Origin of the sequence: Streptomyces sp. NPDC014995 (assembly GCF_043080745.1) — a bacterium.
In the GTDB taxonomy this organism is placed as follows: domain Bacteria; phylum Actinomycetota; class Actinomycetes; order Streptomycetales; family Streptomycetaceae; genus Streptomyces.
In genome coordinates, this window is the sequence record NZ_JBIBVX010000015.1 from 75,932 (window position 1) to 90,350 (window position 14,419).

13 protein-coding genes are annotated in these 14,419 nt (G+C 72.8%); 5 read left to right on the forward strand and 8 right to left on the reverse strand.

The window, feature by feature from the left end:
• Positions 1 to 70: 70 nt before the first annotated feature.
• From ACF1A1_RS28360 to ACF1A1_RS28375, 4 genes are read right to left on the reverse strand one after another with little or no spacing between them, the layout of a single operon-like run.
• Complete coding sequence (locus ACF1A1_RS28360) at positions 71 to 532, reverse strand: MarR family winged helix-turn-helix transcriptional regulator (RefSeq protein ID WP_392003835.1); 462 nt, start codon at positions 530 to 532, stop codon at positions 71 to 73.
• Positions 529 to 1,296, reverse strand: coding sequence for an energy-coupling factor ABC transporter ATP-binding protein (locus ACF1A1_RS28365; RefSeq protein ID WP_392003836.1), 768 nt, complete (start codon positions 1,294 to 1,296; stop codon positions 529 to 531). Before ACF1A1_RS28365 ends, ACF1A1_RS28360 begins: the two co-directional genes overlap by 4 nt.
• Positions 1,284 to 2,045 (reverse strand): cobalt ECF transporter T component CbiQ, encoded by a 762-nt coding sequence (gene cbiQ / locus ACF1A1_RS28370; RefSeq protein ID WP_392003837.1) that lies wholly within the window; start codon positions 2,043 to 2,045, stop codon positions 1,284 to 1,286. The genes ACF1A1_RS28365 and cbiQ overlap by 13 nt, the downstream gene beginning before the upstream one ends.
• A gap of 1 nt (position 2,046) precedes the next feature.
• Complete coding sequence (locus ACF1A1_RS28375; RefSeq protein ID WP_392003838.1) at positions 2,047 to 3,105, reverse strand: energy-coupling factor ABC transporter permease; 1,059 nt, start codon at positions 3,103 to 3,105, stop codon at positions 2,047 to 2,049.
• Between the two features lie 182 nt (positions 3,106 to 3,287).
• Between ACF1A1_RS28375 and ACF1A1_RS28380 the strand changes: the two genes are divergently transcribed.
• Positions 3,288 to 3,644: an SsgA family sporulation/cell division regulator gene (locus tag ACF1A1_RS28380; protein ID WP_392003839.1), complete on the forward strand. Its 357-nt coding sequence runs from the start codon at positions 3,288 to 3,290 to the stop codon at positions 3,642 to 3,644.
• Between the two features lie 107 nt (positions 3,645 to 3,751).
• Here the strand turns inward: ACF1A1_RS28380 and ACF1A1_RS28385 are convergent, their stop codons facing one another.
• The 3 genes from ACF1A1_RS28385 to ACF1A1_RS28395 form a co-directional block, all read right to left on the reverse strand.
• Positions 3,752 to 5,422, reverse strand: a complete 1,671-nt coding sequence (locus ACF1A1_RS28385; RefSeq protein WP_392003840.1) for a penicillin-binding transpeptidase domain-containing protein — start codon at positions 5,420 to 5,422, stop codon at positions 3,752 to 3,754.
• 178 nt (positions 5,423 to 5,600) lie between these two features.
• A complete protein-coding gene (locus ACF1A1_RS28390; RefSeq protein WP_392003841.1) occupies positions 5,601 to 7,241 on the reverse strand; it encodes a penicillin-binding transpeptidase domain-containing protein in 1,641 nt (546 codons plus the stop codon).
• 209 nt (positions 7,242 to 7,450) lie between these two features.
• On the reverse strand, positions 7,451 to 9,214 hold the full coding sequence (locus tag ACF1A1_RS28395) for a dolichyl-phosphate-mannose--protein mannosyltransferase (RefSeq protein ID WP_392003842.1): 1,764 nt from the start codon (positions 9,212 to 9,214) through the stop codon (positions 7,451 to 7,453).
• 62 nt (positions 9,215 to 9,276) lie between these two features.
• On the opposite strand from ACF1A1_RS28395, the gene rsmI reads away from it, so the two are divergent.
• The 4 genes from rsmI to ACF1A1_RS28415 all read left to right on the forward strand — a co-directional run bounded on the left by rsmI (position 9,277) and on the right by ACF1A1_RS28415 (position 13,615).
• A complete protein-coding gene (gene rsmI / locus ACF1A1_RS28400) occupies positions 9,277 to 10,134 on the forward strand; it encodes a 16S rRNA (cytidine(1402)-2'-O)-methyltransferase (protein WP_392003843.1) in 858 nt (285 codons plus the stop codon).
• A gap of 333 nt (positions 10,135 to 10,467) precedes the next feature.
• On the forward strand, positions 10,468 to 10,911 hold the full coding sequence (locus tag ACF1A1_RS28405; RefSeq protein ID WP_392003844.1) for a hypothetical protein: 444 nt from the start codon (positions 10,468 to 10,470) through the stop codon (positions 10,909 to 10,911).
• Between the two features lie 61 nt (positions 10,912 to 10,972).
• On the forward strand, positions 10,973 to 11,851 hold the full coding sequence (locus tag ACF1A1_RS28410) for a TatD family hydrolase (RefSeq protein WP_392003845.1): 879 nt from the start codon (positions 10,973 to 10,975) through the stop codon (positions 11,849 to 11,851).
• Positions 11,852 to 11,971: 120 nt separating this feature from the next.
• Positions 11,972 to 13,615 (forward strand): ubiquitin-like domain-containing protein, encoded by a 1,644-nt coding sequence (locus ACF1A1_RS28415; RefSeq protein WP_392003846.1) that lies wholly within the window; start codon positions 11,972 to 11,974, stop codon positions 13,613 to 13,615.
• 59 nt (positions 13,616 to 13,674) lie between these two features.
• Here ACF1A1_RS28415 and ACF1A1_RS28420 read toward each other — a convergent pair whose 3' ends face one another.
• Complete coding sequence (locus tag ACF1A1_RS28420; RefSeq protein WP_392003978.1) at positions 13,675 to 14,217, reverse strand: hypothetical protein; 543 nt, start codon at positions 14,215 to 14,217, stop codon at positions 13,675 to 13,677.
• Positions 14,218 to 14,419 lie beyond the last annotated feature (202 nt).

Consider the following 14,419-nt stretch of genomic DNA (forward strand, 5'->3'; position numbering starts at 1 on the left):
TCGCGCACAAGGTACTGGCTGGTAGGTCAGTTGTGGTGACCAGGGGGTGGCAACCGTGGGTAACCCGGGCTCAGCGCCTGCGGTCCGCGGCCTCCTCGGCCCGCTGTGCGAGCCGCCACAGCTCCTCACGCAGGCGGGCGGCGTCCCTCCCGTCGAGTCCCGTCGCCGAGAGCAGGGCGCCCGGCACCCGCGCCGCGCGCTCCCGCAGTTCCTCCCCGCGCCCGGAGCAGGCGACCAGCACCGAGCGCTCGTCGTGCGCCGCGCGCTCCCGGCGCACGAACCCCGCGCTCTCCAGCCGCTTCAGCAGCGGCGACACCGTGCCGTAGTCGAGCCGGAGCGCGGCGGCCAGCTCCTTGACCGTGGTCTCGCCGCGCTCCCACAGGACGAGCAGGACGAGGTACTGCGGATAGGTGAGGCCCAGCTCGTCGAGGAGCGGGCGGTAGGCGGACGTCACCGCGCGCTGGGCCGCGTACAGCGCGAAGCACAGCTGGTCGTCGAGCAGCAGCGAGCCCTCGGTCTCCTGGTTCGTCACGCGCCCATTGTCACGGACCGCGGGTCGAACCCGAAGGGCAGCTCCAGCCGGTGGGCGCGCATCAGCTCCTCGTCGGAGAGCAGCTCACCGGTCGGGCCGTCCGCCGCGATCACGCCCTCGCTCAGGATCAGGGAACGCGGGCACAGTTCGAGGGCGTACGGCAGGTCGTGCGTGACCATCAGGACGGTGACGTCCAACGAGCGCAGGATGTCGGCGAGTTCGCGGCGCGAGGCGGGGTCCAGGTTGGAGGACGGCTCGTCCAGGACGAGGATCTCCGGCTCCATCGCCAGCACGGTGGCGACGGCGACCCGGCGGCGCTGGCCGAAGGACAGGTGGTGCGGCGGGCGGTCCTTGAACTCCGCCATGCCGACCCGCTCCAGCGCGCGGTCCACGCGCTCCTCCAGCTCGGCGCCCTTCAGCCCGGCCGCCGCCGGCCCGAACGCGACGTCCTCGCGGACCGTCGGCATGAACAACTGGTCGTCCGGGTCCTGGAAGACGATGCCGACCTTGCGCCGGATCTCGGCCATGTGCCGCCTGCCCACGGGCAGTCCGGCGACCGTCACCGTGCCGGCGCCGGCGCTGAGGATGCCGTTGAGGTGCAGCACGAGGGTGGTCTTGCCGGCGCCGTTCGGCCCGAGCAGCGCCACCCGCTCCCCGCGCGCGAGGGAGAAGTCCACGCCGAACAGCGCCTGGTGCCCGTCGGGGTACGCGAAGGCCAGTCCGGCCACTTCCAGGGATGCGGTCACATCGGTCACAGGGCCCATCCCAACACGCAGACGACCAGGGCGGCGAACGGCAGGGTCAGCGCGTACGACCACTGCGCGCGCGAGGCGGTCACCTCGTCGATCACCGGCATGCTCCCGGCGTACCCGCGGCTGATCATCGCCAGGTGCACGCGCTCCCCGCGCTCGTAGGAGCGGATGAACAGGGCGCCCGCGGACTTCGCGAGCACCCCCCAGTGCCGCACCCGCCGCGCCTCGAACCCGCGCGACTCCCGCGCGATCCGCATGCGCCGCATCTCGTCCGCGATGACGTCGCCGTAGCGGATCATGAACGACGCGATCTGCACCAGCAGGGGCGGGAGCCTGAGCCGTTGCAGGCCGAGGAGGAGTTCGCGCAGTTCGGTGGTGGCGGCCAGCAGCACCGACGCGGCGACGCCGAGGGTGCCCTTGGCGAGCACGTTCCACGCGCCCCACAGACCGCTGACGCTGAGCGACACCCCGAGGACGTCCACCCGCTCGCCCTCCGCCACGAACGGCATGAGCACCGCGAACGCGACGAACGGCACCTCGATCAGCAGCCGCTTCAGCAGGAAACCGGCCGGCACGCGCGAGCGGAACGCGACGAGGGCGAGCAGGGCCGCGTACAGGCCGAACGCCCACATCGCCTCCCGCGGCGTCGACACCACGACCACCACGAAGGCGAACGAGGCGGCGAGCTTGGTGTGCGGCGGCAGGGAGTGCACGGGCGAGTGCCCGTGCCGGTAGAGCTTGTGCGCGTGCCCGGCGCCCATCTCAGACGTTCTCCACCGAGGACGGCGACACGTCCGCCGTACGGCGCCGGCGCACCGCCCAGAAGACGGTGCTGCCCGCGACGACGGTCACCCCGACGCCGATGACGCCCGCCAGCCCCCCGGACAGGCGGGCGTCCTCGACATCCTTGACGCCGTAGTCGGCGAGCGGGGAGTCGGCGACGGCGTGCTCCTCGGTCTTCCGGTCGATGCCCTTGTCGGCGGCGACCTTCTCCAGACCGTCGGGGTCGGCGGAGGCGTAGAAGCTGACGAAGCCGGCGAGGACGAGGGAGGTGACCAGGCCGGTCACCCACAGCGTGCGGCGGGAGGTGCGCGCCGTGACGGGCGCCGGACGCGCCCCCTCGGCCGCGGGCACGTCGACGAGTTCGCCGTTCACCCGCAACCGGAGCCGCTGCCCCAGCCCCCGCGCCCCGTGCACCAGGTCCGGCCGTACGGCGATGACGGCGCCCACGGTCAGCGCGGTGATCGCGGCCTCGCCGATGCCGATCAGCACGTGCACGCCGATCATCGCGGTGGCGACCTTGCCGATCGCCACGTCGGTGGTGCCGCCGATCCAGTACAGCAGCGTGAAGGCGAGGGCCGCCGCCGGCACGGACAGCAGCGCGGCGACGAAGGACGCGGCGGTGACGGACCGGCGGCCGCGCGGCAGCACCGTCACCAGCCCGCGGAAGACGGCGTACGCGACCACCGTCGTCACGACCGCCATGTCGGTGATGTTCACGCCGAGCGCGGTCAGCCCGCCGTCGGCGAAGAGGATGCCCTGCATCAGCAGGACCACGGACACACACAGGACCCCCGTGAAGGGGCCCACGAGTATCGCGGCGAGCGCGCCGCCGAGCAGATGGCCGCTGGTCCCCGCGGCGACGGGGAAGTTCAGCATCTGCACGGCGAAGATGAAGGCGGCCACCAGGCCGGCCAACGGCGCCGTCCGCTCGTCGAGTTCGCGGCGCGCGCCGCGCAGGCTCACGGCGACGGCGCCCGCGGCGACGACTCCGGTCACGGCGGAGGTGGGGGCGTTGATGAATCCGTCAGGTACGTGCACCCGTCGATGATAGTGGCTTAATGCGAACAGCTTGCAAGAGCGAGTGCGTCCCGTATTGCACGCGTGTATCGCACATGTGAGATAGCCCGGCCCCGGGAAGCGCCTCCGGGAAAATATGCGACATTGGAGGGGGGTGGACGCACAGCTTCCGCACAGGTCACCCAGCGTGAAGGGGTCGGTCGATGTCCGTAGTCGAGCAGTACGCGCGAGCCCACATCGTCACCGACGCCGACCTCCTGGACGAGGAACAGGCGGCCGTCCCCGTCGTCCTGCGGTACGACCCCGAGGACGATCCCCGCTCGGTCCGGGTCGGCCTGCCCGGCCGGCGCGAGTGGACCCTCGCCCGCACCCTGCTCGAACAGGGACTGCGGGCCCCCGCCGGGAGCGGAGAGGTCCGCGTGTGGCCGTGCGGGCGTGTGCAGGCCGTGGTCGAATTCCACACCTCGCAGGGCGTCTCGGTGGTGCAGTTCGAGTCCAAGACGCTCCTGCGCTTCCTGCGCCGCACCTACACGGCGGCGGCGCAGCCCGTCAGGCGCTGACCCCGCTCGGCCCGGCATGGGCCTGCCCCGCTCGGCCCGTCACGGGCCGACCCCGCTCCGCCGTCACCCGTCGGCGGCCGTTCGGCCGTCACCCGCAAGGCGGTCGCTCAGCCGGCCGCCTTCAGCATCGCCGCCACGATCGGCCCGGCCGTGTCGCCGCCGTGGCCGCCCGCCTGGACGACGCCCGCGGCCGCGAGGTCGCCGCGGTAGGCGGTGAACCAGCCGTTGGGCTTCTCCTGGTTGTCCACCTCCGCCGAGCCGGTCTTCGCGCCGTAGTCCGGGCCGAGCCCGGACATCGCCTCGGCGGCCGTGCCGTACGCGGCGGTGTAGTTCATCAGCTCCCGCAGCTGCGACAGCGTCGACGACGACATGGTGCGCGCGGCGGTGGCGAGCGTGCGCTTGTCGACCTCCGGGGCCACCAGGTACGGCTGGTGGAAGGTGCCCGACGTGACCGTCGCGGAGACCGACGCCATGTTCAGCGGGTTCATCCGCACCCCGCCCTGGCCGATCAGCGACGCGGCCATCTGGGCCTTCGACTGCACGGGCACCGAGCCGTCGAAGGTCGGCACCCCGACCGACCAGTTGTTCAGCGACAGGCCGAAGACCTGCTGGGCCTGCCGGGTCAGGCTGTCGTTGTCGAGCTCGCCGGCCTGGCTGATGAAGGCGGTGTTGCAGGAGCGGGCGAAGCTCGCCTTGAAGGTGCCGTTCTTGATCTCGAACTTGTCGTCGTTCTGGAACTTCCAGCCGCCGTACGTGAAGTACTTCGGGCACGGATGCGTCTCGTCCGCCGACGCCAGCCCCTTCTCGATCAGCAGCGACGCGGTGATGACCTTCATCGTGGAGCCGGGCGCCAGGGAGCCCTGGAAGGCCGTGTTGAAGCCGGGGTTGCTGTTGGCCACGGCCAGGATCTCGCCCGTGGAGGCGCGCATGAGGACGACCGAGGCGCGCGGGCGGCTCGCCACCTGCCGCTCCGCCTCGGCCTGGAGGGTGGGGCTCAGCGTCGTCTCCACCGTGCCCGGCGTGCCCTTGCTGAGTTCCAGGAGCGTCTTGTCCGAGGCCTTCTTCGCCTTCGACGCCTCGCCGCGCACCACGCGCAGCTCGACGCCCGCCGTGCCGCCGGCCTTCTTGCCGTACTTCTCGCGCAGGCCGTCCAGCACGGTGGCCAGCGACGGGTACTTCTTGGCGGTCAGCTCACCGCCGTGCTTGTCGAGCGCCTTGATCGGCGGGGTGCCGGACTCGCCGGTCACCAGGGTGTCCCCGTCGGCGAGATCGGGGTGGACCACGGACGCGTGCCAGTCCACCAGCGGCTTGCCGTCCTGTGCCCGCCGCACGACGGTCAGCGCGCTGGAGTACGCCAGCGGCTTGCCGGCCGTCTTGTAGGTGACCGTGCCCTTCACGGAGAACGGGACCCTGTCCCCCGCGCGCGTCCCGGCGGTGAGGGTCACGCCGGTGATGTGGGCGTCCTTGGTGTAGCCGGTCAGCAGGGCGGTGGCGGCCGTCGGGTCGTCGGTGGCGGCGGCCGCCCGGGCGACCTTCCCCTGCTGCCAGGCGGTGAGGAAGGTGCGGGCCGCGGTGGTGACCTCGGTGGCCGACAGCGGGCCGGTCCTGACCGTCGGCTTCTTCCCGGCGGCCGTGCCGGACCCGTCCTCGGCCGCCGCACCGCCGCCGTACAGCGCGTAGGCGCCGAGGCCCGCGCCGGCGACGACGACGGCGATCATGCCGGCGACCACGACGGGCCGCTTGTTCCGTCGCTCGGCGACGCGCCTTCTCTTGCCCACTCCTGCGTTCCTCCGCGATCCCCGGGGGCCGCCCCACTGTCCCCGCTGGTTGCCGTTGCCCTCATCGACCCCAACGACGGCGACCAGCCTAGAGTCCCCTCCTGTGGAGTGACGTCACGTGTGACGTCAGCCACCCCACGAGAACCGCCCCCGCAGCGCACGCACGCGCGTGTGCGGCTCAGCCGCCCGCGAGCAGCACCGCCGCGACGATCGGGCCGGCCGCGTCGACACCGTGGCCGCCGTCCTGGGTCATGGCCGCGGCGGCGACGTCGTTGCGGTAGCCGGTGAACCAGCTGTTGGACTTCGCCTGGCCGTCGACCTCGGCCGAGCCGGTCTTCGCGCCGATCCGGCCGCTCAGCCCGGACATCACATCGGCCGCCGTGCCGCTGGTCGCGGTGCGGTTCATCATCGACCGCAGCTGCTCCACCGTGCTCGACGACAGCCCGCGGGCCCGGGCGAGTTCACGGTCGTCGAGGCTCTGCGGCACGATCACCGGCTGCCGGAAGGTGCCCGTCATCGCGGTCGCCGTCACCGACGCCATGTTCAGCGGGTTCATCTGGACCTGGCCCTGGCCGATCAGGTTGGCCGCGGTGTCCGGGCCGCCGGACGCCGGGACGCGGCCGTCGAAGGACGCGATGCCGGTCTTCCAGTCGTTGCGCCCGAGCCCGAAACGATCCTGTGCCTCCTTGGTCAGCGAGTCGACCTGGACCTCGTCCGCGAACTTCACGAACGCCGTGTTGCAGGAGCGCGCGAAGCTCTCCGAGAGGGTCGCGTTGTCGTTCGGGGCCAGGTTCTCGATGTTGTGGAAGGTCTGGCCCTCCGACATCGCCTCGTCGGGACAGGGGGCCGGCCCGGTCGCCGTGGTGAGCTGGTTGTCGATGAGCGTGGCCGCGCTGATGATCTTCATGGTGGAGCCGGGCGCCACGGTGCCCTGGAAGGCGGCGTTGAAGCCGTCGGCACGGTTGTTGGCGACCGCCAGCACCTCACCGGTGCTCGGCCGGACGGCCACCACCGAGGACTCGGGGTACTTCTTCACGGCCTTCTCGGCGGCCGCCTGCACGCCCGCGCTGAGCGTGGTGGGCAGCTTGCCCGGCTTGCCCTCGGCGAGGGTCAGCAGCGGGGTGTCGCCGGTGTCCGGGGTGGCGTGCCGGATCGCCAGTTCGATGCCGGCCGTTCCGCCCGTCCGGTCGCCGTACTTGGCGCGCAGCTCGTCCAGGATCGTCCCGAGCGAGGGGTACTTCTCCTTCGTCAGGACCGTGCCGTCGCGGTCCACGGCCTCGATCGCCGGCGCCGCCGACTCGCCCGTGACCAGCGTGTCGTCCATGCTCTTCAGCTCGGGATGGACGACCGACGGCTGCCAGTCCACCAGCGCGCGACCGGTGCTCACCCCGCGCACCACCGTCAGCCGGCTCTGGTACGTCAGCGGCTTGGACGCCCCCTCGTACGACACGGTCGCCTTCACCGTGAACGGCACCGCGGCCCCGCTCCCCGCCCCCGGGGTGATCCTCACGCCGGTGATGTGCGCGGCCCGCCCGTACGAGGTGAGGAGCGGCTCCGCCTTCTCGGCGTTGTTGGTCAGGCCGGCCGCCGTGGCCGCGTCGCCCTTCTCCCAGGCCGCGAAGAACTTGGTGGTCACGTCCTTCACCTCGGACGCGCTGGGCGGCCCGCTCTTCTTCACGACCGCCGGCTCACCGGCCCCCACCGCGCCCTCGCCACCCCCGTTCAACGCGTTCACGAAGTTGTACGTGCCGTACCCCGCCCCGCCCACCATCACGGCGAACACCGAGCCGACGATCGCCGCCTTGGCCCCCTTGCGCATGCTCCGAACCCTCCCCGTTCACTCCCCGTCGGCCCGCGGGGTTCTCCCCCGGGCCTCGTGCGCCTCTCCGAGCATTTTCTGAACGCGTTCAGAAAGGCCGGTCATGTTCGCACTGTATGCGGAAGCGGCGCCCGCTGTGGCGGGAGTTTGCGGAAGTTGTCCGAACGGAGATCAGGTCATGGGGGTGAAAGGCCGGTCAAAGGGCTGAATCAGACCCAGGTATCCAGCCACATACGTGAACGCCAGGAGTCGATCGGGATCGCCTGGCCCGTGTACAGCGGCCAGAAGTAGATGAAGTTCCACGCGATCAGCAGCACCAGGACGCCCGCGCCCGTCGCCCCGACCACCCGCCGGGTGTCGCTCGACCCCGGCCGCCCGACGATCGCCCCGATCATCATCGCCACCGCCAGACACAGGAACGGCAGGAAGACGACCGCGTAGAACAGGAAGATCGTGCGCTCCTGGTACAGGAACCACGGCAGGTAGCCGGCCGCGATGCCGCAGGCGATCGCGCCCGCGCGCCAGTCGCGGCGGAAGAGCCAGCGCCACAGCACGAACAGGATCGCGAAACAGGCCGCCCACCACAGCATCGGCGTACCGAGCGCCAGCACCTCCCGCGCGCACTTCTCGCCCGCGTCCACCGGACAGCCGTCCTTGCCGGGCGCCGGGGACTCGTAGAAGTACGAGACCGGACGGCCCAGGACGATCCAGCTCCACGGGTTCGACTGGTACGTGTGCGGAGACGTCAGGTGGGTGTGGAACTCGTACACCTCGTGCTCGTAGTGCCACAGGCTGCGCCACCAGTCCGGGAACAGCCAGGTCCAGCTGCCGCCCTTGCCGTCGGTGGCCGCCCAGCCGCGGTAGTAGCCGCCGGAACCGTCGTCGGCGGAGAGGATCCAGCCGGTCCACGACGCGACGTAGGTGACGAGCGCGACCGGGACGGTGGCCAGGAACGCCAGGCCCGTGTCGCGCTTCAGGACCGTCAGGTACGGGCGGCGCGCACCGGCCACCCGGCGCGAGGCGACGTCCCACACCACCGTCATCAGGCAGAACGCGACCATGATGTACAGGCCGTTCCACTTGGTGCCGATGGCCAGGCCCAGCGTCACACCGGCCGCCCAGCGCCAGGGGCGCCACCCCAGGCGCGTGGTCTCCGCGATGTGCGCGTCCGGGCGGTGACGCCCGTCCGCGTCCGGCGGCAGGGCGGCCGCGAGCCGCTCACGCGCCTTGTCCCGGTCGACCACCAGACAGCCGAACGTCGCCAGCACGAAGAACATCAGCACCCCGTCGAGCAGCGAGGCGCGGCTCATCACGAAGTGCAGCCCGTCGACCGCCATCAGGGCGCCCGCGAGACACCCCAGGAACGTCGACCGGAACAGACGGCGGCCGATCCGGCACAGCATGAGCACGGACAGGGTCCCCAGCAGGGCGGTCATGAACCGCCAGCCGAACGGGTCGAACCCGAAGAGCAGCTCGCCCAGCCCGATGACGTACTTGCCGACCGGCGGATGCACCACGTACGCCGCGTCCGCCGGGATGGTGACGTGACCGCCCGAGGAGAGGATGAGGTCGTTGGCGTTCTTGTCCCAGTTGACCTCGAAGCCGCGGTGGACGAGCGCCCAGGCGTCCTTGGCGTAGTACGTCTCGTCGAATATCACCGCCTTGGGGCTGCCCAGGTTCCAGAACCGCAGCACGCCCGCCACCAGCGTGATCAGCAGCGGACCGCCCCAGCCCGACCAGCGCGTGAGGCGCTCGGCCGTCGTGGGCGGCACACCGAGCGCATGCCACAGGCGCGGGCTCGGCTCGGCGAACGGCGGCACCAGCCGCTCACGGACGTCGCCGGCCGGCTCCGCCGTGTATCCGAAACGGCGCAGCCGCTGCCGCCACGACGGCCGCTGGTCCCGCGGCGCCTGTTCCTGCTGCCGATGGTCCGTGGAGTCCGTGGAGTCCGTGGAGGACGCGGTACTGGTCACCGCGCCATCGTAGGGAACCCTTCTGTGGGATTCCCCTGCCTCACCCCTGCGAGACTGGAAACGTGACAGTCGCACCCGGAACCCTGGTCCTTGCAGGCACCCCCATCGGGGACATCGCGGACGCCCCGCCCCGGCTCGCCGAGGAGTTGGCCGGCGCCGACGTCGTCGCCGCCGAGGACACCCGCCGGCTGCGCCGGCTGACGCAGGCGCTGGGCGTGACGCCCAAGGGGCGCGTCGTGTCGTACTTCGAGGGCAACGAGTCCGCCCGGACGCCCGAACTGGTCGAGGAACTGCTCGGCGGCGCGCGGGTGCTGCTCGTCACGGACGCCGGGATGCCGTCCGTCTCCGACCCCGGCTACCGGCTGGTCGCCGCTGCCGTGGAACAGGACGTCCGGGTCACCGCCGTGCCCGGCCCGTCCGCGGTGCTCACCGCCCTCGCCCTGTCCGGGCTGCCCGTCGACCGCTTCTGCTTCGAGGGGTTCCTGCCGCGCAAGGCGGGGGAGCGGCTGTCGCGGCTGCGGGAGGTCGCGCAGGAGCGGCGCACCCTCGTCTACTTCGAGGCCCCGCACCGGCTGGACGACACCCTCGCCGCGATGGCCGAGGTGTTCGGCGGGGAGCGGCGGGCTGCCGTGTGCCGCGAGCTGACCAAGACGTACGAGGAGATCCGGCGCGGTCCGCTGGCCGAGCTGGCGGCGTGGGCGGCGGAGGGCGTGCGCGGCGAGATCACCGTCGTCGTCTCCGGGGCGCCCGAGCGCGGGCCCGGGGAACTCGACGCGGAGGAACTGGTGCGGCGGGTGCGGGTGCGCGAGGAGGCCGGCGAGCGCCGCAAGGAGGCGATCGCGGCGGTGGCGGCGGAGGCGGGACTGCCCAAGCGGGAGGTGTTCGACGCGGTGGTCGCGGCGAAGCACTCGACTGGTTGAGCGGCTCCGGGCGCGTCGTCGGGGTGGGGTGTGTGCCGCGGGCCGCGGGCCGCGGCCCGGTGGGGGCACAGGGGTACGGCCCCGCGCCCCTTCGGGGCGCGTGTCCCACCGGACGGTAAAGAAGTACCAGCGAGTGCAAAGCTCAGGACTCACCGCCCGTACCGCTTCGGCAAGGGACGCCCAAATCGGGCCCAACACTCGACAGGTCGGCTGCACTCGCCCCGGCGGCGCAGTCCACTGGACGCAGGGACGCACCCGTCCCTCGCCCTCACAGGGATTCCGGGGGGAATCCCCTCGCCGAGGGCGACAGTCCAGCGGACAACAGGAGCTGGCATGAGCGAGACAACAGGGCACACCGGCCTGCGCACCGAGGCGATCCCCGTCGTGCACGAGTCGTACTCCTTCGCCTGCATGCGCTGCGGGCACGGCTGGGAACAGTCGTACGAGATCGAGCACCACACGGACGCCGACGGCCACGAGTTCGTCGTCTACGTGGCGAACGGCCGGATCGTCCCGTCCCCCCTGAGCCACCCGAGCTGCCAGAACTGCGACGGGCACCTGGTGCGCATCATGCGGGCGGGACAGGTCTCCTCGGTGCTCAGCGCGGCCCGCCGGCCCCGCCAGGCGCCCCCGTCCGGACCGGTGCAGGCACCGGCGACCGCCGCGGAGGGGCACGAGGGGCACGAGGGTTCCGGGGTTCACGGCGAGCAGCCGCGGGAGTCCCACCACTGGCACCTGTCCGACCTCCTGCACCCCTTCCAGCGCAAGGCGGGCTGAGCCGGTCGGCGACCGGCGGGCGGCGCCCGGCGGAGGTCCGCCCCTTTCGTAGGATCGGGGCATGCCTTCGAACGCCGACAAGAACGCGGCGCCGCCGCTCCCGGCTCCCCTACGGGTGCCGGTCGCCGACTCCCACACCCACCTCGACATGCAGTCCGGCACGGTGGAGGAGGGCCTCGCGAAGGCCGCGTCGGTCGGGGTGACGACGGTCGTCCAGGTCGGCTGCGACGTCCGCGGCTCCCGGTGGGCGGCCGAGACGGCGGCCGCCCACGCGAGCGTCCACGCCGCCGTCGCCCTGCACCCCAACGAGGCCCCGCGCATCGTGCACGGCGACCCCGACGGCTGGTCCCGGCAGGGCGCGCGCGAGCCGGGCGGCGCGGCGGCGCTCGACGAGGCGCTCGCCGAGATCGACCGCCTGGCCGCGCTGCCCCAGGTGAAGGGTGTGGGCGAGACGGGACTGGACTACTTCCGTACCGGCCCCGAGGGCAAGGAGGCGCAGGAGCGCTCCTTCCGTGCCCACATCGAGATCGCCAAGCGGCACGGCAAGGCCCTCGTCATCCACGACCGCGACGCCCACGCCGACGTCCTGCGCGTCCTGAAGGAGGAGGGCGCCCCCGAGCGCACCGTCTTCCACTGCTACTCCGGTGACGCCGAGATGGCGGAGATCTGCGCCCGCGCCGGATACTTCATGTCCTTCGCCGGCAACGTGACCTTCAAGAACGCCCAGAACCTGCGGGACGCCCTCGCCGTCGCCCCCCTGGAGCTGGTCCTCGTGGAGACGGACGCGCCGTTCCTCACCCCGGCGCCCTACCGCGGACGGCCCAACGCCCCGTACCTCGTACCGGTCACCGTCCGTGCCATGGCCGCCGTCCGCGGCATCGACGAGGACGCCCTGGCGACCGCCCTCGCCACCAACACGGCCCGCGCCTTCGCGTACTGACTCACCCGAACACAACCGTCCGTAGCCGCGTCGCTTTGGAGAGTGACGATCGCTCCGCTAGGTTCTGGGGGCCCGATCCGGACCCCTCTGGACCCCCTCCGGCCCCTGGAGCGTGTCGGCGTGAGCAACTCCCAGTACCAGACGTTCGAGCCGTACGGCTCGCTCGACCCGAGTGATCCGTACGGCGCGGACCCGGCCCCCGAGCCGTCGGCGTACGCCTCGCCCACCGATCTGCACAGCGCGGAGACGCTGTACTACGGGGTGTACGCGGCGCCCACGCCGTACGACGACACGTACCGGCCCGCCTACGAGGCGCCCCCGTACGAGGCGCCCCCGTACGAGCCGTCCGGGTGCGAGGCGCCGCCGTACGAGCCGCGTCAGTACGAGCTGCGTCAGTACGGGCCACCCCTGTACGAGCGGCCCCCGTACGAGTCCCCCGGGCCGGTGCTGCGGCGCGGGACGGAGGACGTGCACGGCGCTGACACGCACGGGGCTGACGCGTCCGCACCCTTCGCCTCCGCACCCTTCGCCTCCGCACGAGTCGCCTCCGCGTCCGCCCCGTCCGCACCCGTCGCGCGGAAGCCCGTCACCCCCGTCACCCCCACGCTCGTCGCACCCGCGGGCACCGGGCGGCGGGCCGCGCGGCACCGGGCGCGCTACGCCGAGCGCCCGGACTCCACCATGCGCCGGCTGCTCCCGCAGGCGCTGGTCGTCGCCTTCCTCGCCGGCGGCACCACCGCGTTCGTCGCCGAGGACAAGGCGGTCGAGCTGACCGTCGACGGCAAGCCGCGCGTCCTGCACACCTTCGCCGACGACGTGACCGAGCTGCTGGCGGAGGAGGGCCTGCGGGTGGGTACGCACGACGTGGTGGCGCCCGCCCCCGGCACGGCACTCGCCAGCGGCGACGAGATCGCGGTGGGGTACGGGCGTCCCGTGCGGCTCACGCTGGACGGACACCGGCGCGAGGTGTGGACGACGGCGCGCACGGTGGAGGAGGCGCTCGACCAGCTGGGGGTGCGCGCCGAGGGCGCGTACCTTTCCATCTCGCGCTCCCAGCGCATCGGACGGGCGGGGCTCGCGCTGGACGTACGGACCGAGCGCGCCCTGACGATCATGGCCGACGGCCGGGCCCGCACGGTCCGCACCAACGCGGCGACCGTGCGCGAGGTGGTCGAGGAGGCCGGGATCACCCTGCGCGGCCAGGACACCACCTCCGTCCCGCCCGGCAGCTTCCCGCGCGACGGACAGACGGTCACCGTGCTGCGGATCACCGGCAGCCGGGAGGTGCGGGAGGAGGCCATCCCCTTCCAGGTGCGGCGGACCGAGGACCCCTCGCTGTTCAAGGGCACGGAGATCGTCGAGCGGGCCGGGCAACCGGGGCTGCGGCGGGAGACGTACCTGGTGCGCACCGTCAACGGCGTCCGGCAGAAGCCGAGGCGGATCAGGAGCGAGGTCGTGCGCGGGCCGCGGGCGCAGGTGGTGAAGGTGGGCACCAAGCCGCTGCCGGCCTCCGTGCGGGGCGCCGACAACCTGAACTGGCAGGGCCTCGCGGCCTGCGAGTCCGGCGGACGGCCGGACGCGGTGGACCCGTCGGGGACGTACGGGGGGCTGTACCAGTTCGACACCCGCACCTGGCAGAGCCTCGGCGGCAGCGGGCGGCCGCAGGACGCGTCGGCGGCGGAGCAGACGTACCGGGCGAAGAAGCTGTACATGCGCCGCGGCACGAGCCCGTGGCCGCACTGCGGTTCGCGGTTGCGCGGATAGTCCTGGTTCCGCTCGGCCGGTCCGTCCCCGCGAGGTCGGCCGCGGGGGAGGGGCCGCCGCTACTTGATCAGGGCGTTGGCCAGGATGATCACCAGGCCGATCAGCATGTCGGTGGCCCCCGCCCGGAGCGAAGCCGCCCGGCCACGGCCCGCCCGGTGCGCGGTCCACACCCCCCAGCCGGCGAGCAGCACGGTGTTGAGCACCAGCGCGGTGTTCACCGCCGCGGCCTCCGTCCACCACGCGGGCACCGCGGTCAGCAGCAGCACGACGGTGGGGGCGGCCGCCGCGACCACCGGCCACTCGGCGAGCATCGCGCGCAGCCCGACCCCGGCGTCCCCGCCGTCCTCCGACACCCGGTGGGCCACGACGTGCGCGTAGCCGTGGGCGGCCGCGGAGGCGAGGGCGGTGAGCAGGACCCACAGGGCGTCCGATCCAGGGTCGGACGCCTCGCCGGGAGCGTCGAGCGCGGCCGCCAGCGCACTGGCCAGGACGAGCCCGTAGACGCCGCTGAACAGCGCCGTCTCCGACGGCTGCCGGTCCGGTGCCCACCGCGGGGAGGCCGGCCGGGGGAAGTGGTGGGCTCGGTGGGCTCGGTGGTGCATCGCTACGGCCTCCGCCGGGACGGTACGGGACACGGGAACACAGCACGACGCGCGAGAGCGGCGCCCGACCATGCTCATCCAGAGCCGCGCGGAACGCCGCAGTACGCGCTGGGAAGCGTCTGAGTGGCGCCGTAGGAAGGACACCCGCGCCGCCGCGTCGCCTGTGTGCCGCCCGGGGCGGCACGGGCGGGAGCGGGCGGGA